The following is a 20,594-nucleotide window of genomic DNA, read 5'->3' as shown; positions in this document are numbered from 1 at the left end:
TCCTATCAGTCGTGCTCGTGTTCGGCGAGCCGCTTGCGGAGGTTGATCTGGTAGACGGGGTCGTTCTTCATCCGTTCCCGCCACCAGGCGAGGAGCACGGACTTCTCGACGACGCGGACCTTCTGACCCTCGCGGATCTCCCACGACATCGGCATGCCGCGTGCCCGCCAGTAGCGGACGGCTCGCATTGAACGTCCGACGCGGCGTGCGGCCTGCCGGTACGTCAGCATCTCACCCATCTCGACCCCTCCTCCGCCACGATCCAGAGAGGATCGACCGTTCGATGTGTGCACGTTCCTCGTCGGTGAGGGGCTGCGTCGTCTCGATGTCGATGCCGCAGTCGAGTTCGGTGAGGCCGATGCGTTCCCGTCGGGCCGTGGTGCAGTCGTCGCACCCGCATCGTCGGAGCGAGGTCTCGAACACCTCGAGCACGCGTGCGATGTCGTCGCGGCTCGGGGCGGTGATGTCGCGGTCGGCGAATGCCGTGACCACGTCGTCGATGAGCTTCTGGTCGGTCATGATGCTGTCCCTTCGTCGTGCCTGTACGTCTGGCCGCAGTTGCGGCACTTCCCGCCCCGGACGGGCTTCGGAGATCCGTTCGCGCCCTCGAGCCAATCGACGACGACGGCCCGCTCCCCGCACACCTCGCACAGCGACGGGCGGGCACGCCGCGGGTGGTTGAACACCCCATACCGGCCCCGCAGCCGGCGGATCAGGGTGAACATCTCCTCCCGGTGCGTTTCGAGTTCGGTGATCGGTGCGATCCGGTCGGCTCGGTCGATCAGCCACCCGACGGTCACGAGTGCGAGGCCGTGTGCTGTGAGGTGGTCCGCGTTCGGGCGGCGGACGTTCAGGGGCGGGATGTCGCCGGTGGGGATCGCGTACGGGACGGGCACGTCGTGGTTGAGCCAGACGGCGACGGCGGCCGTGTACCCGGTGAGCCATTCCCACAGGGCGATCGCGTCGGCCGCGGCGCCGGTCGGTTCGAGGCGGCCCTCCTGCCCGATGAGGAACTGGTCGAGGATGGTCATGTTGTCGCGGTACCCGCCGCCGGTGATCTGGTCTTTGTCGAATCGGGAGCCGCCGCCGACGGGCACTGTGGGGAGGGTCGCGTCGATGAGGACGTTCATCAGCACGGGGACGAGGTCGAGGTGCCAGGTGAACGTCTCCACCCACTGCCGGTGCAGCTTCTCGGTGTCGATGATCGTGATCGGGTCCATCACTGTCCCCCTGCCTCGCGCCGTGCGGCCCGGTGAGCGGCGAGCATCGCGTCGGTGCACGTCGGGGACGTCGGGCATCCGCGACCGCGGCATCCGGCCGTGTAGCCGTCAGGGGTGCCGTGCGTGACGTCGGCGGCCGGGGCGAGTTCAACACGCTCCACCCTCGGGGTCGTGCGGGGCTTGGACGGGCCGCGGGTGCGTGACCTGTTCAGGGGAAGGTCGAGCCGCCCCCGTGCCTGGTACACCGCCGACCGGGTGATGCCGAGCTCGTCCGCGATCTGCTGGTCCGTCATGCCCTGCCCGTGCAGCTCGACGATGCGACGCTGCCGGGCCGCGCGGGGCGACTCCTCGTGCGCTCGGGCGACCTTCGGTGACAGGCGCGGGAGCTTCAGCTTCGTCCGGCGGATCGTGCTGTTCGCGACACCCATCCGGCGAGCGATCACCGTGTCCGAGTAGCCCTCGGCGTGGAGGCGGGCAACCTCGGCGACGTCGACGATGATCCGGGGCGGCGGGCCCTTGATGCCGAGCGCTTCCCGAGTGCGGGTGACCGACGCGATCGCGACCTTCAGCTCGGCCGCGATCTCCCTGACCGTCTTCCCCTCGCTGATGAGCCGGCGGACGTCGTCGCCGATCCGCTCCGTGAGGTTCGGGGCCGCGGCGCGCGCCTTCTTCTCGTCGCGTTCCTTCTCGGCACGGGCGGCGGCGGCCTTCGCCTTCCGGTTCGCGGCCTTGTCGCGCTCCCGGACCGCGTCGAGCTCGGCGGCCTCCTCGGCGAAGATGTCGACGGGGTTCTCGCCGGCGTCGACGCGCTTCCGGAATCCCCAGTCGCCCTGATACCGGATGTAGACGTCGGCGCAGGACACGGTCGCGCCGCAGGACACCGCGGACCCGTGGCATCCGGCACGGTACCCGTCGACGGTGCCGTGCTCGGCGGTGGATAGGACTTCGAGTGTGTGGCTCATGCTGCCACCGCCTCTCGGATCGAAGGGACGCCCGGGCGGGCGAGGAGGATGCGGAGTGCGAGGGCGGCCTGCTGCGGGACGACGCCATTGCCGCACGCCTTGAGCTGCTCGGCGCGGGTGAGGCCGATGACGGAAGCGGTGACCCACCCGGCGGGCCAGCCCATCATCCACTCGGTGAGTTCGGGGTTCAGGCGGGCCTTCCCGCCCTTCCCGTCGTATCGGACGGGTACGGGGGCGGCGCGACCTGTAGTGGTCGCCCATCGTGCGATTGCCGCGGCGTACGGCCCCCAGTCGGTCACGTCAGCCACGACTTGCCCCTGCGGGCGTTCGTCGTCAACCCGCTCGGCTCCGAGGGCGTACATCGTTTCCGTTGCTGATCCCCCGCGGGATGCCCGAGGTGTCGGCATCAGTGTGAGGTGTTCTGCGACGTCTTGGATGGTCACCGAGTGGTTCCCCGCACGTCGCTTGTCCGGGTGCTGCGACCCGCCACGTTCACCGTCATACGCGCCCGGTGTGGGGAGCAGTCGCCCACCTGATCCGATGAGGCCGTTCTCTGCGATGATCGCGAGATCCGTCACCGTCTCCCGCCCCGGCTTCTTCCGCAGGTGATCCTCGGGGCTGTTACCCGACGGCTGAGCGACCGGCGTGGGAAGAAGGTTCAGGCCGTGATGCGCCCGTCCTCCATCTCCTCGCGGATCTGATCCGACAGTCGCATCGTCGCGCCCGGCCTGTTCCGATCCCGAGGCCCGCCCGCTGCTTCGGCGGCGGCCGGCGTCCGGAGTAGTGCGCTCTCGGGGCCAGGCGAGGATGAAGATGCGGAAGCGCCCGTGAGGTGCTCCGACGTCAGACGCTCGAAGACCGACCCACTCCGCATCGAACCCGAGGTCGGCCAGGTCTCCGAGAACAGCTCCGAGTGCCCGCAGAGCATGTTCACTCGGCTCGTCTCCCACACACCACGGGCAGGGTTCCAGGTTGCCTCCGCTTGCGTCTGCACTGAGCAGTCCTCTCACGTTCTCGATCACGACCCAGTCGGGTCGGTCTTCTTCGATGGATCGGGCGAACTCCGACCAGAGGCCGGAGCGTGTGCCGTTGCTCATGCCGCGGCGTCGGCCGGCGAGGCTGACGTCCTGGCAGGGGAACCCGCCCGCGCGGATCTGAGTGTGCGGGACGGTGCGGAAGTCGACGGCGCGCACGTCGCCGTAGTTGGGTACGTCCGGGTAGTGGTGTGCGAGCACCTTCGACGGAGCCACATCGAACTCGGCGAACCACGCGGGCTCCGAACCGAACACCTCGTCGACGGCCATGCCGAGTCCGCCGACCCCGGCGAACAGCTCGCCCGACTTCAGAGCGGTCATCGTGTGGTCTCCTTGTCGGCTCGGATCGCGGCTGCGCAGTTCGGGCAGGTCACGGTGCGGAGGTCGTGGGCGAACTTCGGGGCGTCGGTGGTGCCGCAGTACGCGCGCCGGGGGTTGTCGGTGCGGGCGTGGAGGCGGTCGGCGACGGGGATCGGGGTGGTCATGATGTCGCCACCAGACGGCCGACCGGCGCCGAGTAGCACGACGGCGGGCACCCGTACGGGGTGCACATGCCATGCTTGGGGTCAGGTTCGACGTACTCCCCCAGCCAGTCGCCCGAGATGAAGAACTCCGTCTTGCGGAGGCCGAGCGCCCCGCGGTACGGGATCGGCTCGACGAGCGCCCTCGGGTTCTCGAACACGAGGTGATACGGCCAGCCGTCAACCTCACCCCACGGGGAGCAGACTGCGTCGCCGTCGCAGGTGTTGTCCCAGAGCGGGCGATGTACGTCGACGAGGTCGGCGACGCCGATGATCGCCCCCACGTCATCGCGCCACGGCTGAGGCTCATCGTGCACGCCGGGGTGACGGTTCATCAGGTCGGCGAGCACTTCCGACTGCCAGTCGTCGGCGTACGCCTTCGCGACGTGGATGAGGACGGGGCCGCGGTAGCCGCCCGCGATGTTCCGCACCCGGTTCTCGACGCCCTTCCCGCCGTGGATGATCGCCCACGCCCACGGCTGCCGGACGGTGAGGATCCGCGCGGCGCTCATGCTGCACCTCGCACTGTCTCGAGCGCGGTGACCGCATCGGCGATCGTTCGTTGCGCGTGGCTCAGGTCGAAGAACCGGCGGCCGAGTGCGCGCTGCACGTCCTTGTCGGCGGCGAGCCATGTCGCGAACGAGGTGCGGATCTCGGCGACGGTGACGTGGTGGTCCTTCCACGCGTGGTCGACGACCTTCAGGCCGAGGATGTCGCGGAGCTCGTCGATCGTCTTCCGCAGGTGTTCGACCTCGGACTGCAGTTGGTGGTCGCCGGTAGCGAGGGCGACTCGCCGCTCGACCTTCTCCTCGATGTCGGCGCACAGCTTCGTGTGCGTGGCCTCGCGGTCCTTCTCGATGGCCCGGATCCGCAGGCTGTCCATCTTCTGCACGAGCGCGTGCGTCGCCTCCCAGGACGGGTTGCGGTCCGGGTGGACGGTCGCCTTCACGACGACCGTCATCCGGGTCCGTGAACGGCCTGGGATCATCAGCCCCCACCCGTGAGGGAGTTCCTCGGGGCGGACGATGTCGGTGCTCGGGGCGACGACATACCAGGAGTGGCAGTTCGGCTCCCATGCCTCGGCCTTCGCCGGCTGGTCGAGCTCGTGGAGCCAGTCAGCGCGGGACACCTTCAGCTCGTGGCCGACGAGCATCTTCCCGCGGGACTGGAAGAACCCGACGTAGAGGGCGTCGGCGCGACGGGAGCCGAGGACGACTTCGGGGAGGAACGCGCCGCCGGGCATCAGCTCGCCGGGCTTGATGTAGTGGCGCTGCAGGCGCTCGAGCAGCTCGGACGCCTTCATGGGGGCCGCGGTGCTCATGCTGCGCTCTCCTCGGTGGTGTCGTGGCACGAGCAGGTGCACGGCACCTCGACGTCGGCGTCGTCGTCCCACGCCGTGTCCCGCCACCCCGCCGGGTGCTTCCCGGCAGCGCAGTCCGGCGACACCGGCGCGGAGTGGGAGACGGTCGCGCCGAGTTCGACCGCGATCGTCTCGACCTGCGCGTGCGCACGGTCCTTCGCCCGGTTGATCGATACGTCGAGCGCGCCGAGGAGATCGAACGCAGGTGCCATGACTGGTCGCACGGCCTCGTCTGCGGCCCTCTCAGCGTGTCCGGCGGCCTCCACCAGTTCGGCGGCGAATGCGCGCGCCTGAGCGGGCGTGAGGTGCATCTTCCGCTTCCGCATCCGGGCGAGGACCTCGCACTCGTCCGTCCAGTCGGCGTCCGCGACGAGCCGGACGTACTCCTCCTCGATCGTCATCGCTGCTCACCACCGAACGAGCAGTCGAACCACGGCTCCTGGAAATACTCGAACCGCTTCTCGCAGACGAGGTTCACGTCGTCGCCGGCGTCCAGCGATCGGAACCGCTGATCGCCGGACCGGATGAACAGGTCGACGCCGTCGACGCGGGCGATGAAGACCTGACTCATCGTCCCCTCGTCGCCGCTGAACGCGGACTCCACCTGCGTCAGTTCGCCCGTGATGCGGTACGTCTGGTAGTAGGAAGCGTCGTACGGCGGGAGCATCGCCCCGAAGTAGATGCCGCCGAGGATGAGGAGCGCGATCGGCGACATGATCGTCGGGAGCATCCACAGCGACAGGTCGTCTCGCCAGAGCGCGAAACCCCCGACGACGGTCAGCGCCACCAGGATGACCATGAGGATCGGGATGATCCAGATCCACGGGTTGAAGAAGATCGACTCGATCATGATGCGTTGTCCTCCGTGTCGGTTGCGAGGGCGGCGCGGATGGTCGCCCGAAGCTGGTTCTGCCGCGCGAGGCGAGCCTTCGCGGTGTCGGTCGTGGCCCGTGCGCCCTTGTCGTGGTCGAGGAACGAAGCGCCCGCACGGAGCACCTCGATCTGGTTCGAGAGCCGCAGCTCTGCACGCGGATCGTCGAGCGCGTCGACGATCCGCCGTCCCTTGTTGGTAGCCATCCCCATGTCCTTTCTCAGTACGACTTCTCCCAGGGCCAGCTCTGACCCCAGACGAGCTTTCGAGGGAAGTCCCGGCGGTCACGGTCCCCGCGCCACCGGACGAGGCTGAACGTCGGCGTCCGCCCCTCGATCTGCTTGTCCCGGCGGATGCCGAGACCGAACTCCGGCCAGCCGAGGAGCGTCGACGAGCCACGCGGACGCAGCCCCCGCTCCCCCGTGCCGTCCTTGTCGAGACCCGCGTGGACCTCGATGAGCATCGCGACGTCGCGTTCACGGATGGAGTCGAGCGCGTTCAGCACGGGCTTGGCCTCCTCCTCCTTGTTCAGCGACCCGCCCGTCATCCGGTACAGCGGCCCCATCAGCACGAGGTCCGGCTTCGACTCGTCGATCCAGCGGTGCACCTTGCCGAGATCGTTCGCGTTCGTGATGTCCATCGGCGGGACACAGTGCAACGCGAGGTGATTCCGCGGATCGCGCTGCCCGAGCTGCGCCGCCCGATCCGCGAGCCCGCGCACCGCCCGCCGCCACTGCCGCTCGCTGTTCTCGACGTCGATGACGAGGGCGTTCAGCGGCGGGATATCGCTGCCCTCGAACGGGTGCAGGCCCGCGGCCGTCATCGTCGCCATCTGCCGGAGGAACGTCGACTTGCCGACGCCCTCACCCGCCGAGAGCATGAGCCGGTCCTGCCGCTCGAGAAGCCCCGGGATCGCCCAGTCGTACGCGTCGTCCTCCTCGGGGACGTCGAGGACCTCCCGGAGCCACCGGACCGACATGCCACCGACGGCCATGTCCCGCAGCGTGCGGAGGTCCTGCGCCGCCCGAGCCATCGCGACACCGGGCTCGACGCCGCCCTCCATGAGCCGGGCACCGATCATCCGGAGCTCGCGCTCCACGGATGCCTCGCGGACCTTCGTCGCGTAGAACCGTGCCGCCTCGCCGGTGACGTTGCCCCACTCGCTGAGTTCAGGCAGTGAGATCCCGTGCACGTCCCAGTTCGTGAGCTGGTCCCACACGGACAGGTAGTCGATGTGCGCACCGGCGAGGTGCCACTCGACGACCCGGGTGAAGATCACGCCGAGGCGGCCGTCGTGGAAGTCGCCGGCCGACACCTCACGCTCGAGGGCGGGGATGATGCGGGGGTGCGCGAGCATCCCACCGATCACGCCCTGCTCGAACAGTGCCAGGCCGTCGACGGCGGGGGCCGTGTCGGGAGCGTAAGGGTCCTCCGGCGGGACCTCGTCGACGAAGTCGCTCATCGCCGCCGCCTCCCTGCGTAGTAGGCCGTGACGACGGACGCCACGAAGACGTCCAGGAAGAACAGGCCGGCCGCCGACCACCAGAGCGACGGGTGCGGCTCAGTGCCGATGGATCCGATGCCACCGCCGACGATGTAGACGAAGATGACGATGAGGCCGAGCCCGAAGACATTGCTGCCGTGGTAGTTCTGCTGCTCGCTCATGCGCCCACCGCCCCGCACATGCAGGCGCCGTTGCGGGCGACCTCGGTGAAGCACGTCGGGCACACGGTCGGCGCGGCCGGGCAGGTGACGTGCTCCCACCCTCCGCCGTAGCCGCCCTCGTCGGGGTTGCGGGGACGGATCTGCTGACCCGCCCGGATGCCGTGGTCACACGACGCGCACTGGCCGGGACGCTGGGCCTCGATGGAGTAGAGGCTCATGAGTTGATCGCTTTCTGCTCAGGGTGCAGCCGCTCGTACGCGGCGACCGCGGGATAGTCGGGCTCGATGTCGTTGCCGTACTCGTCCTGCTGCGGACCGAGGCCCGCGAGACGGATCCGCTCGACGGCGACGCGGACATGCGCCGGCGTGAGGTAGGCGGTCGACTCCCGGAAGTGAAGCCGCACCGCCTCGAGCGCCGTCGCGAGGTCGAGATCGTCGACGAGCTCGAACCACGCGAGCACCGTCGCCTCCTCCACACGCCGGTTGTCGATGACCTGGATCCGCGTGAGCAGCTCCGTCGTCTCCTGGATGTTCATGCCGACAACTCCTTCTGCCGCAGATCGAACTGCTCCTGTAGACGCGCACCCATCTCCATGCCCGCGCGCAGACGATCGTTCGGGCCCTGCGTCGACGTCATCGTGCGCCCGCTGTTCTGCTGCGCGAACTCGGCCTGCTTCCGCAACCAGTTCGTGAACCCGGCGTTCCAGTTCTTGAGCCGCCGATGCTTCGTCTCGGCGTGGTGACGGAACCGCTGATACTCCCGCTTCACATCGAGGTGCAGCGATGCCGCTTTGTCGATGTGCGACTGATTCGGACGCCAACCCTCAGGGATGAGAATCCCGTCGGCGGATTCATCCGACGACAAAGATGTCTCTTCTTGAGTTACGTCTGTATAGAGAGGAGCATTTGGCGAATCCGCCAGATGCATCTGGTCGTCACGCCAGATGGAACTGGCATCCTGCCCATCTGGCAGATTCGCCAGATGGGAGATCACGACGGTCGTATAACTCCTCGTCCGAGAGAACCCGTGGTGCTGCTCAGCGAGGATGAAACCACCCTCGATCAGACGCTCGACCGCCCGCCGAACCTGCTCCGCGGACAGCCCGGTCTCCTCCGCGAGCTCCGGATACGTCGCCGCCCACCAGTGGCGACCGTCACCAACCTGGTGCGCATCCTTCGACCCCGTGCGCCAGTCGATCCGCGTCCAGACCAGCGCCTCGTTCGCACCGCCCAACCGCTTGACCAGTGCCGCGCGGACCATCATGAAGTCCTTCGCCGTCGCCTCCGCGACCGGCACTCCCTGAACGCTCATCGCGTCTCCTCCTCTACCTCGACGGCGAGCCCGCTGCGCGTGAGCAGCCACCACGTCCCGTCGTCCCTCTTGATCCGAATCCCCGCCGGCGGATTGATGCCCCGGCGGACGATGTACCCGTAGTCCTCGGCGATCGCACGGCGGGACTCGACCCACCCGTGACACCCGGTCGTCCCCGACCCGCAGAGGATCAGGCAGTTCGTGACGTCGGAGATCATGCGAGCCAGCTCGCCGTCCTTCCGACCCACCCCGCCCGCACCGCGCGGCATCCGGTGATGCGCCGACCAGCCGCGCCCGCGGTCCTCGAACCGGAGCGGGCGCCGGCAGCGGAAGCACCGCTCCCGCTCTCGTTTGAAGAACGCGTGGCGCACCGTCGCCGCGGTGAAGTCCCCGGCGCCCATCAGATCCGCCCCGTCCGGTACCAGTCGAAAGACAGATAGCCCTCCGCCGTGCACCTGATGCTCTTCACCGGCCGCCCGATCTGCATGGCGACCTGCGTCTCCCAGCGGGCGTAGCAGCCGAGGCATTTCGTCGTGCTCACCCCGCAGCACGACAGCGCCACCCACCACTCGGCCGCCTCGTCCCCGCACTCCTCGCACGACGGCGAGAAGTCGAGGGCCTCGAGGACCACCCGGTCCTCGTCGATGTTCGTGCTCATGACATCCCCCCGTTCCGGTAGGTGATCTCGATCTGCTTCCCGATGGACTGCAGCCGGCTCGTGTAGTCCGACAGGAGGTTCCCCACCCGGCGGGCCTTCTCGAACGCGACGACCGCCCGGTCGTACGCCTCCCGCTCCTTGACCGTCCGCAGCCGCACCCGCGACGCCTGCTCCCGAGTCGGGAAGCTGGCCGTGTCGATGACCGCCTGAGCCCGCGCGTCGGCGAGCTCGGCGGACTTCTGTCGCTTGATCTCCTCGGCGGTGGCGATGATCGCGACCATCCGGGCCGCCCACCGCGACGCGTCGTTCAGCGCGTCGATCACCCAGTCGGGCGTGCGGATCGACGCCGAGTCGAGGGGGTGCGCGATCAGCCGCGCTTCCTCGGTGTACGCGTCGAGCGAGTCGACGTCGATGATCGTGCCGTCTTCCCAGACGAGGACGTCGCCCCGCCGGAGGATGGCCTGCGGCTCACTCATGCCCGTCCCTCGATCCAGTCCGCGAGCGGCGCGACGCGCAGCCCGAGAGTCGCGGCGACGTTCACCTCGAGGCGTGCACCACCCGACGCCTCCCACCCGGGGAGCAGCGCCACGGCGTCGCACCGGATGAGCTGCGCCAGCCCGGCGCGGAGCCACCCGTGATAGTCGTCGGGCGTCGGGTTCGTGTTCGTCGACGGGTCCTCGACGGTGTGGCCGATCGCGCGGAGGGCCGATGCCGCCTCACGGAACGCCGGGTAGTTGAACTCCTCGATGCCAGTCATCGGGCCGGCGACGTAGATCGTGCTCACCGGGTCACCTCCGGATCGAACGCCCCCACCGCGACGACGTCGACCTGCTCACCGATCACGGCCTCGTGCACGATCTGCGCGCCGCCCGCTGTCCGGGCGATCAGGTGCATCGCCGACGCCGACCGCGGACCCTCGACCTTGTGCACGACGACGTCCTGCCCGTCGAGGTGGACGGTGTCGCCGGGCATCACGTTCCGCACGTCGATCCGACCGGGCACCGACTCGAGACCCATGCCGGGCACCTGCCGCCAGTCGATCCCGAGGATCGCGCCGTGCTCGTTCCGCACCATCGGCCGGCCCATCACGACCACCCCAGCGCCGCGACGATGTCGGCCCGCACCGCGGCCGGGTCCACCCCGAACTCGCGGAGGTCGGCGTCCACCGTCTCCCAGTCCTCGTCGCCGACGAGCCTGAGGATGTTCGCGATGCGCTGCTGCTCGACGAGCGCGAGCGTCGCGTGCACCTGAGCCGCGGCCAGCACGTCCGCCTTGTGCTCGCCGGTCTGGACCGCGAACGTCTCCGACGGCCAGCGCTGCGCGATATCGAGTTCGGCTCGCGCTTCGGACGCGTGGTCGATCCGTTCGGTCATGATCCCTGCTCCTCACCGGCGGACATGTCCGCCTCGATCTGTTCCTCACACAGGCCGCAGATGCCGCCCTCGTCGTCCGCCTGCGGACGCCCACAGTTCGAGCACGGCCACTCACCGACCACGTCGGCATCAACCACGCCCGGTTCCATGCGCCCGTCTCCCGCGCTCTCCACGCCGTCGGCGCCCTCCGGCACCTGCGCCTCGAACTCGGCCGCCACAGCGTCATCCGTGCGCGCCTCGGCCTCCGCCGCAGCACGCGCCCGATCCGCGAGCGTCGTCATCCCCCGACGGGGACGCCGCACCTGCTCGCCCTCGGCCTCGCTCTCACCGACGTCGACGGTCTGCGACTGCATCTCGTCGTCGGTGTAGAGCCCGGAGAGGTCCTGCGGGAACGCCTTCCGCAACGCCAGCGCCTCGGCACACTTCGCGAGCTGCCCGGGGCCGCGCTGCTTCCACATCGCGGTCAAGTCGCCCTTGCGAGTCGTCTGCGCGTACTCGTCCCACGTCGCGATCCCGACCATCGGCCGGTCCCAGTCGTGCCGGTACACCTTCACGCGGGCCGCGAGCGGGTGATCCCCGTGCAGCTCCTTGACGAACGCGGGCACCCACCCGTGATCCTTCGTCAGCCACTCCGGCTCGTCCTGCCCGGCATACTGCTTCGACCGCTCAGCGATCACCCGGAACCCGTCGATGCCCGTCTGCACCGACCACTCGAGACCGTCCTGCCCGAACCGGCCGATGCAGTAAATCTGCCGAGCCATCGGGTCGAGCCCGGTCTTCTCCGAGATGTGCATGAACTTCGCGATCACGGGACGCGGCGCGAGGACCTTCTCGCCCTTCCGCTCGCCGTACTGGTGAACGAAGACCAGGCCCGCCGCCTCGACGGCCGCCGCTTCCTCGTCTGTCCACTCGTTCCGGTCCGTGGACGTCGGCATCAGTGCAGTGCTCACAGCACGTCCTCCTCAAGCGCGTTCATCTGCCGCTCGTACCAAGCCGGCACGGGCAGGTCGCGGATCGCTCCGCCGTCCTCGTCATCACCGGGCCACTCGCCCTGCTGCGTGCACCACGCGAACAGGTCCAGCGCCGCCCGGATCTTCGCCTCCCCACCGACCCGCCACGCAGGATCAGCGAGCCGCACCACACGCACCTCGTGCGGCAGCTCCTTCTCGACGAAGATCAGATTCATCGGCCCCGGGTCGTACCCGAGGACCCGGGCCACCATCTGCCGGTACATCTCCGCCGACAGGTCGTAACCCATGTCGATCACCGCGTTCGTGATCTTCCGGGCACTCACGTCCGGCGTCGTCTTCACATCCGCGAGGACACCCTCGCCGAGCGCGTCGAGCCGACTCCGCACCTGCACCCCGGTCGCCTCGTCCTCACCGAACAGCGACACCTCACGCCACGGCGCCGCCTCGAGCACACGCCGCGCCTTCACGTTCATCAGCACGGCGTCCGCCATCCGACGCACCGCCTGGAAGTCCTTCGGCTTCAGCGGCACCTTGCCCTCGGTGCGGGCCTCCTCGACCCACGCCTTCGCCTTCGCGCTCTGCACCGCAGCGTTCGCGCCGGACAGCAGCCCCGCCGGGATCTCGACGATCGGCATCCCGACACCGAGGATCAGCTTGTGCGCCGCATGCCCGACATCGAACTTGACCTCTGGTGCCCGGTTCGCAGTCCGCGCGAGCCGGAAGTGCTTCGGCGACCGGAGGAGGACCTTCATGCCCGACGCCGACAGCGCCGGGTGCGCGTGGTACTCCTCCTCATCCATGCTCGGCTCGAACCGCCCGGAGACGACCTCCGGGCGCTCGAGTACCGTCTCCGGGCCGCCCATCAGATGTGCCGCCCGTTCTCGTCGATGACGTTCCGGAACGTCGGCGGGCCGAGGATCTCGCGTTCCGTGGGCTTGCCCTCGTCGATCAGGCCGAGCAACGGCCGCGACATGTGCAGGCGATCACGCAACACCGGGAACAGGTCACGGGCGGACGGCCGCAGCCGATCCTCCCGAGCCAGCCGCTCACGGACGACGGGCTGCGGTGCTGCGAAGTGACGAGCGCGCATCAGCTCTGCTCCTCACCGCGCGGACCGCGCACCCGCTCGATCCAGCGACGCAGCAGCCCCAGACGGGCCTCGTCCGTCACCTCCGACAACTTCGGGTTCAGCCGCGGGATGCCACCGCTCGCGATGAACCGCTCGATCCGACGCGGCGACCGCGCCGTCCCCAGGTGCAGGCCCTCGTCACCGTGCCGGCGGAACACCGGCCCCGTCACGAACGACCGCTCCTCGACGGGCGTGCCGACCTTCTGCGCCTTCGCGAACGGGATACCCGCCCGCTTCCGGTCCTTCCGGGCACGCGTGCTCACGCCTCCACCTCCGGGATGTCGAGCGCACCCTCAGCGGTCCGCGCCTTGTACGCCGCGTCGCGCAGCTTGGCCGCCGACGCCTCCGCCTTCTCCTCGAACAGCGGCTCGATGTGATCGATCTGCACCACCGGGTACCGCTCGTCCGCGATCTCGTCGTGCATCACCTTCGGCACCGAGTACGTCACGATCGCCGTGACCGTGCCGCCCGCCTTCGCGAGCTCGATCAGACGGTCCTCCGCACCGAACATGCCGTTGCGTTCCGCCTTCGGGACGCCGTTCTTGAACGACACCGGTTTGATCTGACTGGTCATTTCCATCCCCTATCTCGTTGGTCTTTCACCACCAGAGCGCGGCGATACCGCGTCTGACGTTCTCGGCCTGTGTGACCGGCTCCAGATGGTCCGGGTTCACGCAGGAGCGGTTCCTGCACAGGTGGTCGAGCTGCAGCCCGACCGGGATCGGGCCGACGAGCAGCTCCCACGCCCAGCGGTGCGCACGCACGGGGTGACCGTCGAAGCTGAACACCCCGTATCCCTCAGACGTCGCTCCGGCCCACTGCCAGCACAGGCCGACCTCGACCTGGGTCCAGAAGCGTTCCGCGGGCGTCATGTCTGCCGTCGCGCGACGACGTGCCGCGAACAGAGGGTCACCGTGGCGGCGCCACCGGTCCCAGTGCAGCGAGCACATGCCGCGTGCGCGTGAGTTCCGCCCGCATCCGTCGATGGAGCACGGCTTCTTCGGGTAGCGGTGGTGCGGGTCCCCGTGCACTTTCGCCCGCGTGTAGTGCATCTGGCAGTAGCCCTTCGCGCGGTAAGGCTTCTCGCACCCGTCGATCGCGCAGGTCCGCACGGTGGTCACGACGCTCATCGCTCGATCACCGGCCATGCCACGTTGGCGTGCGCCGAAATCTGCTTCGCCCCGTAGGGCAGGTCGAGGCCGAGCGCGTACCCGCCGGCGGCGGCCATAGCGACCGCGTCTGCGACGTTGTGGTCCGGCACCCGCACGTCCGGGAGCATCGCCCGCACCGCCTCGGTGACCATCCGCTTCCGCTTCGAGTCCTTCGTGCCGCGCGGGATGACCCCAACTCCGGTGAGCGCCTGCCGCGTGTTCGGCGACACGAGCACCACCGGACCCCGCGCGATGAGCTGCGAGATCAGCAGCCACCGCAGGCCCGCACGCTCGTCGGCGAGCCCCGCATGCCGCGACGCCATCGACGGGCCCTCGACGACCGACAGGTCCAGACGAGGCGGGACGAACGCGAGGATCTCCGTGAGCATCAGCCGCATCCGACGGAACGACGTCGCCGTCGTCTCGACGTCGGGCTTCACTCCGAGGCCCCGCCACGTCTCCCACGACGGACCCCACGCGTCCGCCGCGCCACCGAACTTCACCAGCGCGCACCCCGACGTCGTCAGCGACGGGTCGACACCGAGCACGACGGTCATGACGCCAGCCCCATCGCGAAGTAGAACCCGATGCCGCCGAGGCAGACAGTGATGAGCACGGCACCGGCCGTCACGTTCGCGACGAACGACGCCCGCTGCTGCCGCACCTCAGACAGACGGACGGGGGTGTTCGCGTTCGGGATCCGCTCGGCGCGCACGGGCGCCGGGTCCATCTGCGGGGCGCTCATCGCCGACCCCGTCGAAGGTCCTCGATCACTTCGACCGCCTGAGCCGCCAGTACCGAGCCGTTCAGAACCGGGCTGGACGCATCGCCCGCCACGCGCCGCAGCATCGTGACGACCTCGTCGACGGTCGGCTTCGGCTCGACCGGGTGCGCCTCCCAGAACGCGCTCGCCGCAAAGTACGGGTCTCCGACGTGCACGGCGTCCTCGCGCCGGTAGAACCAGTTGTCGCCGGTCGTCTCGTCGACCACACGCGCCCCGCCGTCGTCGCGGCCGTACACCACGAACTTGCGGTCCTCCGGCCAGCGCCACCGGCCGAGCTCGTCGTCCTTCCGCGCCTCGAAGAACTCCTCAGCGTCCGGCACCACCTCGGACGTGATGTACCCGTTGACGTGGTCGAAGACGATCGCGCCGTTCTCCTGGACCGTCACGACCCGCCCATCGCGGGTCTCGTACCGGCTCTGCTCCTGCATGGTCATCGTCCGTTCTCGTCGTTGAGGTGGGAGAGGTCGCCCAGCACGGACGCCTCGAAGTCGAGGGACTCGTCGACCTCGGCGAGTCGGGTGTTCGTCGCGGCGTCCCCGAACCAGAAGCGCCGGGTGAAGACACCGAACGTCCAGAACCACGCGGCGACCGCCAGGGTGCCGAGGATCGTGACCGCGTCGACGGTGAGGGTGACGAACGTGACCGCCCAGCACAGGACCGCGACCATGCCGGCGGCATAGCGGATGGTGACCATCACGCCACCGCCTCGGCGTCAGCGGCCTCACGCATCTCGGCCTCAGTCGGGAAGAACCGCTCGACCGGCACGCGCATCTCGAACGCGAGCGTCAGGATCTCGTCCGCCTTGAACGGGATCCTTCCGCCGAGGCGTTCGACGAGCTGCGTTCGCGAGATGCGAATCGTCTGGGCGAGGCGGTCCTGGGTGTATCCCTTTTCGGCGGCGACACCGCGCACCTTGTCCGGGATGCCGATTCGTGAGTTCGTCATGTCGGTAAGTGTGTGCGAGATTCCGCACACCGTCAATACGGATTTGCGGCGTGTTGCCGAATTTCCGGGGTGAGCGTACGGACTGGCTTGTCAGAGTGACCGGAAACCCGTACACTGGTCGGCATGAACATCCAGGGGAATGTGACGCCGATCATCACCGACGAGCGGAAGCTCCGACGTGCACGCGGCGAGTTCGTGAAGTCCGTGATCGTCGACGAGCACGAGCGGTCGGCCCGCTTCGTCGCGGTCCGCATGGGGGTCTCACCGTCGACGATGGGAGAGCGACTCAACGGGAAGTCGCCGTTCCTCGCCGATGAGCTGGAAGGGATCGCGCGCGTGCTGAAGATCGACCCGGTCGAGTTCTACCGGCAGTACATCTCGGTGGGCCTTGACGGGTTCGAACCGCCGACATCCACGGTGTAAACGTGGCGCTCTACCAGCTGAGCTAAAGGCCCTGGTGCGCTCAGTCTATCCGGGCGCGGATGCGCACCCGTGTCGTGGAAGAGGGCTAGGCTGAGGTCGGCGCGCGTTGTGCACGGCCGACAAGGCTGCCCGTGTCGCTTCCCGTTTCCTTGGCATGACCTGCCAGCTTGACGAAAGGTTCCCCCGTGACCGTCCACGACCAGGATCCGTACTCTCAGGGCCCCCTCGACAGCGATCCGGAAGAGACCGGTGAGTGGCAGCAGTCGCTCGACGAGCTGGTGGACGCCAAGGGCCACGGCCGCGGGCGCGAGATCATGCTCAGCCTGCTCAAGCGCTCCAAGGAACTGCACCTGAACGTGCCGATGGTTCCGACCACCGACTACATCAACACCATCGCCCCGGAGAACGAGCCCGAGTTCCCCGGCGACGAGGAGATCGAGCGCCGCTACCGCGCCTGGATCCGCTGGAACGCCGCCATCACGGTGCACCGCGCCCAGCGCCCCGGCATCGGCGTCGGCGGTCACATCTCGACCTACGCGTCCTCCGCGGCGCTGTACGAAGTGGGCTTCAACCACTTCTTCAAGGGCGCGGACCACCCCGGTGGTGCCGACCAGATCTTCATCCAGGGCCACGCCTCCCCCGGCACCTATGCCCGCTCGTTCCTCGAGGGTCGCCTGACCGAGGACCAGCTCGACGGCTTCCGCCAGGAGAAGTCGCACGCGCCGAACGGCATCCCTTCGTACCCGCACCCGCGCCTCATGCCGGAGTACTGGCAGTTCCCGACGGTGTCGATGGGTCTCGGCCCAATCAACGCCATCTACCAGGCGATGTCGAACAAGTACCTCGAGAACCGCGGCATCAAGGACACCTCGCAGTCGCACGTCTGGGCCTTCCTCGGCGACGGCGAGATGGACGAGGTCGAGAGCCGGGGTCAGCTCCAGGTCGCCGCGAACGAGGGTCTCGACAACCTCACCTTCGTCGTCAACTGCAACCTGCAGCGCCTTGACGGCCCGGTGCGCGGCAACGGCAAGATCGTCCAGGAGCTCGAGTCGTTCTTCCGCGGCGCGGGCTGGAACGTCATCAAGGTCGTCTGGGGCCGGGAGTGGGACGACCTGCTCGCCCGCGACACCGAGGGCGCGCTGCTCAACCTCATGAACGTCACCCCCGACGGGGACTACCAGACGTACAAGGCCGAGTCCGGCGCCTACATCCGTGAGCACTTCTTCGGCCGCGACGAGCGCACCGCCGCCCTGGTCAAGGACTACTCCGACGACGACATCTGGAACCTGAAGCGCGGTGGCCACGACTACCGCAAGGTCTACGCCGCCTTCAAGGCCGCGACCGAGCACAAGGGCAAGCCGACCGTCATCCTGGCGAAGACCGTCAAGGGCTACGGGCTCGGCCCGCAGTTCGAGGGCCGCAACGCGACCCACCAGATGAAGAAGATGACGCTGGACAACCTCAAGACGTTCCGCGACGCGATGCACATCCCGATCACGGACGCGCAGCTCGAGGAGAACCCCTACCTGCCCCCGTACTACAACCCGGGACCGCAGGACGAGACGATCCAGTACATGCTCGAGCGCCGTAAGGCCCTCGGCGGCTTCCTCCCGGAGCGCCGTTCGACCCACGTGGGCCTCTCCCTGCCCGAGGACAACGCCTACGCGCTGCCGAAGAAGGGCTCCGGCACGCAGGAGATCGCCACGACCATGGCGTTCGTCCGCCTGCTGAAGGACCTGCTGCGCTCGAAGGAGTTCGGCCACCGGATCGTGCCGATCATCCCCGACGAGGCGCGCACGTTCGGCATGGACGCGTACTTCCCGACCGCGAAGATCTACAACCCCAACGGCCAGCACTACACCTCGGTCGACCGGGAGCTGCTGCTCGCCTACAAGGAGAGCCCGCAGGGCCAGATCGTCCACGTCGGCATCAACGAGGCCGGCGCCGTCGCGGCGTTCACCGCAGCGGGCACCTCGTACGCCACGCACGGCGAGCCGCTGATCCCGATCTACATCTTCTACTCGATGTTCGGTTTCCAGCGCACCGGCGACGCCCAGTGGGCGGCCGGCGACCAGATGGCCCGCGGTTTCATCATCGGCGCCACCGCCGGACGCACGACCCTGACGGGTGAGGGCCTCCAGCACGCCGACGGCCACTCGCACCTGCTCTCCTCCACCAACCCGGCGACGGTGTCCTACGACCCCGCGTACGGCTACGAGATCGCGCACATCATGCGCTCCGGTCTCGAGCGGATGTACGGCGGGCAGCACGAGGACCCGAACGTCATGTACTACCTCACGGTGTACAACGAGCCGATGGTGCAGCCCGCCGAGCCGGCCGACGTGGACGTGGACGGCATCGTCCGTGGGATCCACCGCGTCTCCGTCGGCGAGGGCGACGGCCCCCGTGCGCAGCTCTTCGCCTCCGGCGTCGGTCTGCCGTGGGCGCTCGAGGCGCAGGAGCTGCTGAAGAAGGACTGGGGCGTCGTCGCCGACGTGTGGTCGGTCACCTCGTGGACCGAGCTGCGCCGTGACGGCCTCGCCGCCGACGAGCACAACTTCCTCCACCCGGAGCAGGAGCCGCGCACCGCGTACCTCACGCAGAAGCTCCAGGGCGCCGAGGGTCCCGTCGTCGCGGTCAGCGACTTCATGCACGCCGTGCAGGACCAGATCCGCCCGTGGGTTCCGAACCGCTTCGCCACGCTCGGCGCCGACGGCTTCGGGTTCTCGGACACCCGTGCCGCGGCACGCCGCTTCTTCAAGATCGACGGACCGTCGATCGTCGTGCGCACGCTGCAGGCACTGGCCGAGGAGGGCAAGGTCGACCGCGGTCTCTCCGCTCAGGCCATCGACAAGTACCGCCTGCACGACGTGAACGCCGGCACGAGCGGCAACGCAGGCGGCGAAAGCTGAGCCCTCGGTGACAGCTGCCTCCGCCGCCGGCATGGACAAGGCCGCCACGCTCACCTGGCTCCGCCGGATCTCCGGTGACATCGCCACGGTGACGATCAAGCGGCTGGAGGACACCCTCCCCTGGTACGCCGACATGCCACCGGCCCGCCGCTCCGCGGTCGGGCTGGTGGCGCAGGCGGGCATCACGTCATTCATCCAGTGGTACGACGACCCCACGTCCACCCCATGGATCGCCGCGGACATCTTCGCCGCCGCTCCCCGTGAACTGCTGCGGAGTGTGAGTCTGCAGCAGACGCTCCAGCTCATCCGCGTCACCGTCGAGGTGACCGAGGAGCGGGTCGCAGGCAAGGGCGCGGATCTCCGAGAGGCCATCCTGCTCTACTCGCGGGACGTGGCGTTCGCGGCGGCCGACGTCTACGCCCGCGCCGCCGAGGCCCGCGGCCTCTGGGACGCACGGCTCGAAGCGCTCGTCGTCGACTCGATCCTCACCGGCGAGGCCGACGAGGAGCTGCCCAGCCGGATCGCCGCGCTCGGGTGGCACGGTCACGGGGAGGTCGCTGTCCTCGTCGGGACCACGCCCCCGCAGTTCGACGTCGATCTGGTTCGCCGCACCGCGCGCAAGCTCGCGGTCGACGTGCTCATCGGGGTCCAGGGCTCGCGACTCGTCCTCGTGCTCGGACGCGCGCGCGTCGAGGGTCAGGAGGGCGAGGACGAGGAGCTCGGGTTCCAGGAGATCGCCACGCGTCTGGAGCCCTCGTTCGGCCCGGGCTTCGTCGTGCTGGGCCCGGCGGTCGCCGCCCTCGTCGACGCCAGCCAGAGTGCTCGTGCGGCCCTGGCCGGATTCGCCGTCGCCCGGGCCTGGCGCGGCGCACCGCGGCCGGTCGAGGCCGACGACCTGCTGCCCGAGCGCGCCCTCGCCGGCGATCCGCTCGCGAAGCAGACCCTCATCGAGCGCATCTACCGCCCGTTGCAGGCGCACTCGACCGACCTCGTCACGACGCTCTGGAGCTACCTGGACAACGGCCGGTCCCTCGAGGCGACGGCCCGCGAGCTCTTCGTGCATCCCAATACCGTGCGCTACCGCCTCAAGCGGGTGAGCGAGGTGATCGGGTGGGACGCGACCGGGCCCCGCGAGGCGCTCATCCTGCAGACCGCGCTCATCCTCGGCTCCATCGGAGCCGCGGAGCAGGTCCGGCGCCGTTCGCCTCTGCGTCGCCCTCCGCGCTGACCGACGACGCCGAACCTGTGCGCCACACACAAGGGTTCCGCGCAATCTTGTGATGGATCATCCACCGTTCTGCCGC

Annotated in this window: 35 protein-coding genes and 1 tRNA gene; 2 read left to right on the top strand and 34 right to left on the bottom strand. The window is 68.9% G+C overall.

Going from position 1 to position 20,594, the window contains the following annotated elements:
- Positions 1 to 5 precede the first annotated feature (5 nt).
- The 34 genes from M4D53_RS04995 to M4D53_RS04830 form a co-directional block, all read right to left on the bottom strand.
- Positions 6 to 239 (bottom strand): hypothetical protein, encoded by a 234-nt coding sequence (locus M4D53_RS04995; RefSeq protein WP_259952354.1) that lies wholly within the window; start codon positions 237 to 239, stop codon positions 6 to 8.
- Positions 232 to 519, bottom strand: a complete 288-nt coding sequence (locus M4D53_RS04990) for a hypothetical protein (protein ID WP_259952353.1) — start codon at positions 517 to 519, stop codon at positions 232 to 234. Before M4D53_RS04990 ends, M4D53_RS04995 begins: the two co-directional genes overlap by 8 nt.
- The gene (locus M4D53_RS04985; protein WP_259952352.1) at positions 516 to 1,220 is read right to left on the bottom strand and encodes a hypothetical protein; all 705 of its coding nucleotides are present in this window, start codon (positions 1,218 to 1,220) and stop codon (positions 516 to 518) included. The genes M4D53_RS04990 and M4D53_RS04985 overlap by 4 nt, the downstream gene beginning before the upstream one ends.
- Positions 1,220 to 2,182, bottom strand: a complete 963-nt coding sequence (locus M4D53_RS04980) for a helix-turn-helix domain-containing protein (protein WP_259952351.1) — start codon at positions 2,180 to 2,182, stop codon at positions 1,220 to 1,222. The genes M4D53_RS04985 and M4D53_RS04980 overlap by 1 nt, the downstream gene beginning before the upstream one ends.
- Positions 2,179 to 3,537 carry a DNA cytosine methyltransferase gene (locus M4D53_RS04975; RefSeq protein ID WP_259952349.1) on the bottom strand — a complete coding sequence of 453 codons (1,359 nt, stop codon included), beginning with the start codon at positions 3,535 to 3,537 and terminating at the stop codon, positions 2,179 to 2,181. The genes M4D53_RS04980 and M4D53_RS04975 overlap by 4 nt, the downstream gene beginning before the upstream one ends.
- Entirely contained in the window at positions 3,534 to 3,701 is a 168-nt protein-coding gene (locus M4D53_RS04970; protein WP_259952348.1) for a hypothetical protein, read from the bottom strand. Before M4D53_RS04970 ends, M4D53_RS04975 begins: the two co-directional genes overlap by 4 nt.
- Positions 3,698 to 4,249, bottom strand: a complete 552-nt coding sequence (locus tag M4D53_RS04965) for an ASCH domain-containing protein (protein ID WP_259952347.1) — start codon at positions 4,247 to 4,249, stop codon at positions 3,698 to 3,700. Before M4D53_RS04965 ends, M4D53_RS04970 begins: the two co-directional genes overlap by 4 nt.
- The gene (locus M4D53_RS04960; protein ID WP_259952346.1) at positions 4,246 to 5,058 is read right to left on the bottom strand and encodes a hypothetical protein; all 813 of its coding nucleotides are present in this window, start codon (positions 5,056 to 5,058) and stop codon (positions 4,246 to 4,248) included. The genes M4D53_RS04965 and M4D53_RS04960 overlap by 4 nt, the downstream gene beginning before the upstream one ends.
- Entirely contained in the window at positions 5,055 to 5,498 is a 444-nt protein-coding gene (locus M4D53_RS04955; RefSeq protein ID WP_259952345.1) for a hypothetical protein, read from the bottom strand. Before M4D53_RS04955 ends, M4D53_RS04960 begins: the two co-directional genes overlap by 4 nt.
- On the bottom strand, positions 5,495 to 5,947 hold the full coding sequence (locus M4D53_RS04950; RefSeq protein WP_259952344.1) for a hypothetical protein: 453 nt from the start codon (positions 5,945 to 5,947) through the stop codon (positions 5,495 to 5,497). Before M4D53_RS04950 ends, M4D53_RS04955 begins: the two co-directional genes overlap by 4 nt.
- Positions 5,944 to 6,174: a hypothetical protein gene (locus M4D53_RS04945; RefSeq protein ID WP_259952342.1), complete on the bottom strand. Its 231-nt coding sequence runs from the start codon at positions 6,172 to 6,174 to the stop codon at positions 5,944 to 5,946. The genes M4D53_RS04950 and M4D53_RS04945 overlap by 4 nt, the downstream gene beginning before the upstream one ends.
- 14 nt (positions 6,175 to 6,188) lie before the next feature.
- A complete protein-coding gene (locus M4D53_RS04940) occupies positions 6,189 to 7,430 on the bottom strand; it encodes an AAA family ATPase (protein ID WP_259952340.1) in 1,242 nt (413 codons plus the stop codon).
- The gene (locus M4D53_RS04935) at positions 7,427 to 7,633 is read right to left on the bottom strand and encodes a hypothetical protein (RefSeq protein ID WP_259952337.1); all 207 of its coding nucleotides are present in this window, start codon (positions 7,631 to 7,633) and stop codon (positions 7,427 to 7,429) included. Before M4D53_RS04935 ends, M4D53_RS04940 begins: the two co-directional genes overlap by 4 nt.
- On the bottom strand, positions 7,630 to 7,851 hold the full coding sequence (locus M4D53_RS04930) for a hypothetical protein (RefSeq protein WP_259952334.1): 222 nt from the start codon (positions 7,849 to 7,851) through the stop codon (positions 7,630 to 7,632). Before M4D53_RS04930 ends, M4D53_RS04935 begins: the two co-directional genes overlap by 4 nt.
- On the bottom strand, positions 7,848 to 8,168 hold the full coding sequence (locus M4D53_RS04925; protein WP_259952331.1) for a hypothetical protein: 321 nt from the start codon (positions 8,166 to 8,168) through the stop codon (positions 7,848 to 7,850). The genes M4D53_RS04930 and M4D53_RS04925 overlap by 4 nt, the downstream gene beginning before the upstream one ends.
- On the bottom strand, positions 8,165 to 8,944 hold the full coding sequence (locus M4D53_RS04920) for a winged helix-turn-helix domain-containing protein (protein WP_259952328.1): 780 nt from the start codon (positions 8,942 to 8,944) through the stop codon (positions 8,165 to 8,167). The genes M4D53_RS04925 and M4D53_RS04920 overlap by 4 nt, the downstream gene beginning before the upstream one ends.
- Complete coding sequence (locus M4D53_RS04915; RefSeq protein WP_259952326.1) at positions 8,941 to 9,345, bottom strand: hypothetical protein; 405 nt, start codon at positions 9,343 to 9,345, stop codon at positions 8,941 to 8,943. Before M4D53_RS04915 ends, M4D53_RS04920 begins: the two co-directional genes overlap by 4 nt.
- The gene (locus M4D53_RS04910; protein ID WP_259952324.1) at positions 9,345 to 9,602 is read right to left on the bottom strand and encodes a hypothetical protein; all 258 of its coding nucleotides are present in this window, start codon (positions 9,600 to 9,602) and stop codon (positions 9,345 to 9,347) included. The genes M4D53_RS04915 and M4D53_RS04910 overlap by 1 nt, the downstream gene beginning before the upstream one ends.
- Positions 9,599 to 10,078: a hypothetical protein gene (locus tag M4D53_RS04905; protein ID WP_259952323.1), complete on the bottom strand. Its 480-nt coding sequence runs from the start codon at positions 10,076 to 10,078 to the stop codon at positions 9,599 to 9,601. The genes M4D53_RS04910 and M4D53_RS04905 overlap by 4 nt, the downstream gene beginning before the upstream one ends.
- Complete coding sequence (locus M4D53_RS04900) at positions 10,075 to 10,386, bottom strand: DUF4406 domain-containing protein (protein ID WP_259952322.1); 312 nt, start codon at positions 10,384 to 10,386, stop codon at positions 10,075 to 10,077. Before M4D53_RS04900 ends, M4D53_RS04905 begins: the two co-directional genes overlap by 4 nt.
- On the bottom strand, positions 10,383 to 10,676 hold the full coding sequence (locus M4D53_RS04895) for a hypothetical protein (protein ID WP_259952321.1): 294 nt from the start codon (positions 10,674 to 10,676) through the stop codon (positions 10,383 to 10,385). Before M4D53_RS04895 ends, M4D53_RS04900 begins: the two co-directional genes overlap by 4 nt.
- Before the next feature lie 11 nt (positions 10,677 to 10,687).
- On the bottom strand, positions 10,688 to 10,975 hold the full coding sequence (locus tag M4D53_RS04890) for a hypothetical protein (RefSeq protein WP_259952320.1): 288 nt from the start codon (positions 10,973 to 10,975) through the stop codon (positions 10,688 to 10,690).
- Positions 10,972 to 11,925, bottom strand: coding sequence for a phage recombination protein Bet (gene bet / locus M4D53_RS04885; RefSeq protein WP_259952319.1), 954 nt, complete (start codon positions 11,923 to 11,925; stop codon positions 10,972 to 10,974). Before bet ends, M4D53_RS04890 begins: the two co-directional genes overlap by 4 nt.
- Complete coding sequence (locus M4D53_RS04880; RefSeq protein WP_259952318.1) at positions 11,922 to 12,809, bottom strand: PD-(D/E)XK nuclease-like domain-containing protein; 888 nt, start codon at positions 12,807 to 12,809, stop codon at positions 11,922 to 11,924. Before M4D53_RS04880 ends, bet begins: the two co-directional genes overlap by 4 nt.
- A complete protein-coding gene (locus tag M4D53_RS04875) occupies positions 12,809 to 13,036 on the bottom strand; it encodes a hypothetical protein (protein WP_259952317.1) in 228 nt (75 codons plus the stop codon). The genes M4D53_RS04880 and M4D53_RS04875 overlap by 1 nt, the downstream gene beginning before the upstream one ends.
- Positions 13,036 to 13,338, bottom strand: a complete 303-nt coding sequence (locus M4D53_RS04870; protein ID WP_259952316.1) for a hypothetical protein — start codon at positions 13,336 to 13,338, stop codon at positions 13,036 to 13,038. The genes M4D53_RS04875 and M4D53_RS04870 overlap by 1 nt, the downstream gene beginning before the upstream one ends.
- On the bottom strand, positions 13,335 to 13,649 hold the full coding sequence (locus tag M4D53_RS04865) for a hypothetical protein (RefSeq protein ID WP_259952315.1): 315 nt from the start codon (positions 13,647 to 13,649) through the stop codon (positions 13,335 to 13,337). The genes M4D53_RS04870 and M4D53_RS04865 overlap by 4 nt, the downstream gene beginning before the upstream one ends.
- Before the next feature lie 25 nt (positions 13,650 to 13,674).
- A complete protein-coding gene (locus M4D53_RS04860; RefSeq protein ID WP_259952313.1) occupies positions 13,675 to 14,205 on the bottom strand; it encodes an HNH endonuclease signature motif containing protein in 531 nt (176 codons plus the stop codon).
- The gene (locus M4D53_RS04855; RefSeq protein WP_259952311.1) at positions 14,202 to 14,783 is read right to left on the bottom strand and encodes a hypothetical protein; all 582 of its coding nucleotides are present in this window, start codon (positions 14,781 to 14,783) and stop codon (positions 14,202 to 14,204) included. The genes M4D53_RS04860 and M4D53_RS04855 overlap by 4 nt, the downstream gene beginning before the upstream one ends.
- Complete coding sequence (locus M4D53_RS04850) at positions 14,780 to 14,971, bottom strand: hypothetical protein (RefSeq protein ID WP_259952309.1); 192 nt, start codon at positions 14,969 to 14,971, stop codon at positions 14,780 to 14,782. Before M4D53_RS04850 ends, M4D53_RS04855 begins: the two co-directional genes overlap by 4 nt.
- Positions 14,968 to 15,444 (bottom strand): hypothetical protein, encoded by a 477-nt coding sequence (locus M4D53_RS04845; RefSeq protein WP_259952307.1) that lies wholly within the window; start codon positions 15,442 to 15,444, stop codon positions 14,968 to 14,970. The genes M4D53_RS04850 and M4D53_RS04845 overlap by 4 nt, the downstream gene beginning before the upstream one ends.
- Positions 15,441 to 15,707 carry a hypothetical protein gene (locus M4D53_RS04840; RefSeq protein ID WP_259952305.1) on the bottom strand — a complete coding sequence of 89 codons (267 nt, stop codon included), beginning with the start codon at positions 15,705 to 15,707 and terminating at the stop codon, positions 15,441 to 15,443. The genes M4D53_RS04845 and M4D53_RS04840 overlap by 4 nt, the downstream gene beginning before the upstream one ends.
- Positions 15,704 to 15,955, bottom strand: a complete 252-nt coding sequence (locus tag M4D53_RS04835) for a helix-turn-helix domain-containing protein (protein WP_259952303.1) — start codon at positions 15,953 to 15,955, stop codon at positions 15,704 to 15,706. Before M4D53_RS04835 ends, M4D53_RS04840 begins: the two co-directional genes overlap by 4 nt.
- Positions 15,956 to 16,337: 382 nt before the next feature.
- A tRNA-Val gene (locus tag M4D53_RS04830) sits at positions 16,338 to 16,410 on the bottom strand.
- 153 nt (positions 16,411 to 16,563) lie between these two features.
- Between M4D53_RS04830 and aceE the strand changes: the two genes are divergently transcribed.
- Together aceE and M4D53_RS04820 are read left to right on the top strand one after the other, a co-directional pair.
- Entirely contained in the window at positions 16,564 to 19,290 is a 2,727-nt protein-coding gene (gene aceE, locus M4D53_RS04825; RefSeq protein ID WP_259952301.1) for a pyruvate dehydrogenase (acetyl-transferring), homodimeric type, read from the top strand.
- A gap of 31 nt (positions 19,291 to 19,321) precedes the next feature.
- A complete protein-coding gene (locus M4D53_RS04820) occupies positions 19,322 to 20,518 on the top strand; it encodes a PucR family transcriptional regulator (protein WP_187664166.1) in 1,197 nt (398 codons plus the stop codon).
- The last annotated feature ends 76 nt before the right edge of the window (positions 20,519 to 20,594 follow it).

Source organism: Microbacterium meiriae, from assembly GCF_025143875.1.
GTDB lineage: Bacteria > Actinomycetota > Actinomycetes > Actinomycetales > Microbacteriaceae > Microbacterium > Microbacterium meiriae.
The sequence above is the reverse complement of the archived record's forward strand: the minus strand, read 5'-3'. Positions and strand labels throughout refer to the sequence as shown.

Bases quoted from the DNA above. Each gene is read 5' to 3' on its own strand.
- M4D53_RS04915 (WP_259952326.1), bottom strand. From the start codon at position 9,345: ATGGGCGCCGGGGACTTCACCGCGGCGACGGTGCGCCACGCGTTCTTC.
- M4D53_RS04850 (WP_259952309.1), bottom strand. From the start codon at position 14,971: ATGAGCGCCCCGCAGATGGACCCGGCGCCCGTGCGCGCCGAGCGGATC.
- M4D53_RS04945 (WP_259952342.1), bottom strand. From the start codon at position 6,174: ATGGCTACCAACAAGGGACGGCGGATCGTCGACGCGCTCGACGATCCG.
- M4D53_RS04940 (WP_259952340.1), bottom strand. From the start codon at position 7,430: ATGAGCGACTTCGTCGACGAGGTCCCGCCGGAGGACCCTTACGCTCCC.
- M4D53_RS04910 (WP_259952324.1), bottom strand. From the start codon at position 9,602: ATGAGCACGAACATCGACGAGGACCGGGTGGTCCTCGAGGCCCTCGAC.
- M4D53_RS04985 (WP_259952352.1), bottom strand. From the start codon at position 1,220: ATGGACCCGATCACGATCATCGACACCGAGAAGCTGCACCGGCAGTGG.
- M4D53_RS04980 (WP_259952351.1), bottom strand. From the start codon at position 2,182: ATGAGCCACACACTCGAAGTCCTATCCACCGCCGAGCACGGCACCGTC.
- M4D53_RS04875 (WP_259952317.1), bottom strand. From the start codon at position 13,036: ATGCGCGCTCGTCACTTCGCAGCACCGCAGCCCGTCGTCCGTGAGCGG.
- M4D53_RS04845 (WP_259952307.1), bottom strand. From the start codon at position 15,444: ATGACCATGCAGGAGCAGAGCCGGTACGAGACCCGCGATGGGCGGGTC.
- M4D53_RS04975 (WP_259952349.1), bottom strand. From the start codon at position 3,537: ATGACCGCTCTGAAGTCGGGCGAGCTGTTCGCCGGGGTCGGCGGACTC.
- M4D53_RS04970 (WP_259952348.1), bottom strand. From the start codon at position 3,701: ATGACCACCCCGATCCCCGTCGCCGACCGCCTCCACGCCCGCACCGAC.
- M4D53_RS04905 (WP_259952323.1), bottom strand. From the start codon at position 10,078: ATGAGTGAGCCGCAGGCCATCCTCCGGCGGGGCGACGTCCTCGTCTGG.
- M4D53_RS04995 (WP_259952354.1), bottom strand. From the start codon at position 239: ATGGGTGAGATGCTGACGTACCGGCAGGCCGCACGCCGCGTCGGACGT.
- M4D53_RS04935 (WP_259952337.1), bottom strand. From the start codon at position 7,633: ATGAGCGAGCAGCAGAACTACCACGGCAGCAATGTCTTCGGGCTCGGC.
- M4D53_RS04860 (WP_259952313.1), bottom strand. From the start codon at position 14,205: ATGAGCGTCGTGACCACCGTGCGGACCTGCGCGATCGACGGGTGCGAG.
- M4D53_RS04925 (WP_259952331.1), bottom strand. From the start codon at position 8,168: ATGAACATCCAGGAGACGACGGAGCTGCTCACGCGGATCCAGGTCATC.
- M4D53_RS04895 (WP_259952321.1), bottom strand. From the start codon at position 10,676: ATGGTGCGGAACGAGCACGGCGCGATCCTCGGGATCGACTGGCGGCAG.
- M4D53_RS04865 (WP_259952315.1), bottom strand. From the start codon at position 13,649: ATGACCAGTCAGATCAAACCGGTGTCGTTCAAGAACGGCGTCCCGAAG.
- M4D53_RS04960 (WP_259952346.1), bottom strand. From the start codon at position 5,058: ATGAGCACCGCGGCCCCCATGAAGGCGTCCGAGCTGCTCGAGCGCCTG.
- M4D53_RS04890 (WP_259952320.1), bottom strand. From the start codon at position 10,975: ATGACCGAACGGATCGACCACGCGTCCGAAGCGCGAGCCGAACTCGAT.
- M4D53_RS04920 (WP_259952328.1), bottom strand. From the start codon at position 8,944: ATGAGCGTTCAGGGAGTGCCGGTCGCGGAGGCGACGGCGAAGGACTTC.
- M4D53_RS04820 (WP_187664166.1), top strand. From the start codon at position 19,322: ATGGACAAGGCCGCCACGCTCACCTGGCTCCGCCGGATCTCCGGTGAC.
- M4D53_RS04930 (WP_259952334.1), bottom strand. From the start codon at position 7,851: ATGAGCCTCTACTCCATCGAGGCCCAGCGTCCCGGCCAGTGCGCGTCG.
- M4D53_RS04965 (WP_259952347.1), bottom strand. From the start codon at position 4,249: ATGAGCGCCGCGCGGATCCTCACCGTCCGGCAGCCGTGGGCGTGGGCG.
- M4D53_RS04955 (WP_259952345.1), bottom strand. From the start codon at position 5,498: ATGACGATCGAGGAGGAGTACGTCCGGCTCGTCGCGGACGCCGACTGG.
- M4D53_RS04950 (WP_259952344.1), bottom strand. From the start codon at position 5,947: ATGATCGAGTCGATCTTCTTCAACCCGTGGATCTGGATCATCCCGATC.
- M4D53_RS04855 (WP_259952311.1), bottom strand. From the start codon at position 14,783: ATGACCGTCGTGCTCGGTGTCGACCCGTCGCTGACGACGTCGGGGTGC.
- M4D53_RS04835 (WP_259952303.1), bottom strand. From the start codon at position 15,955: ATGACGAACTCACGAATCGGCATCCCGGACAAGGTGCGCGGTGTCGCC.
- M4D53_RS04880 (WP_259952318.1), bottom strand. From the start codon at position 12,809: ATGGGCGGCCCGGAGACGGTACTCGAGCGCCCGGAGGTCGTCTCCGGG.
- M4D53_RS04990 (WP_259952353.1), bottom strand. From the start codon at position 519: ATGACCGACCAGAAGCTCATCGACGACGTGGTCACGGCATTCGCCGAC.